The sequence below is a fragment of the Pseudomonas sp. 43(2021) genome, from assembly GCF_017490805.1.
Classification (GTDB): Bacteria; Pseudomonadota; Gammaproteobacteria; order Pseudomonadales; family Pseudomonadaceae; genus Aquipseudomonas.
On the sequence record NZ_JAFGYJ010000345.1, the window covers coordinates 1 to 493 of the forward strand.

The following is a 493-nucleotide window of genomic DNA, read 5'->3' on the forward strand; positions in this document are numbered from 1 at the left end:
GTCGTGTCCTGCCCCGGGTAGAGATTCGCGTCATCCGGCGGGCGGTTCAGATCGACGACGTAGCGCGCGTGCGAAGGCACGAGCACCGACGCGCCGAGCGTCTTCGCGAAATCGTACAGACGCTCGAGATGCCAGTCGCAATCGTCGACGTGGCGAGCGACGGGCGTCATCGTCGCGGCGATGTCATCGGGAAGGGTTTCACGGTTCAGATCCAGCCCGAAGACCTGTGGCGGCGCCGGCGGTTTGCTGCGCGCTGGCAGGTTCGGGCGGCGGCTGACGAAAGCCCCGAGGAATTCGCGATAACGCCAGGCCAGCCAGCCCAGCGCGGCAATCAGCGCGCCCCACAACAGCACCTCAATCACGTTCGCCAAGGCATCAAGGTGCCGACCGTCGAGCCAGCCGAGCAGGGTTTTCAGCCACTGCGGTGCCTCACCCGCTTGCGCGTCTTTGGCCGGACTTGCCGGGTCGTCGCCAAAGCGATAACGGGTGACGC

Annotated in this window: 1 protein-coding gene; it reads right to left on the minus strand. The window is 66.3% G+C overall.

Features of this window, described 5'->3' with window-relative positions; translation table 11 throughout:
• Positions 1 to 493 (minus strand): N-formylglutamate amidohydrolase (locus J5M71_RS27560; RefSeq protein ID WP_243434378.1); only part of this gene is annotated, 493 nt, incomplete at both ends.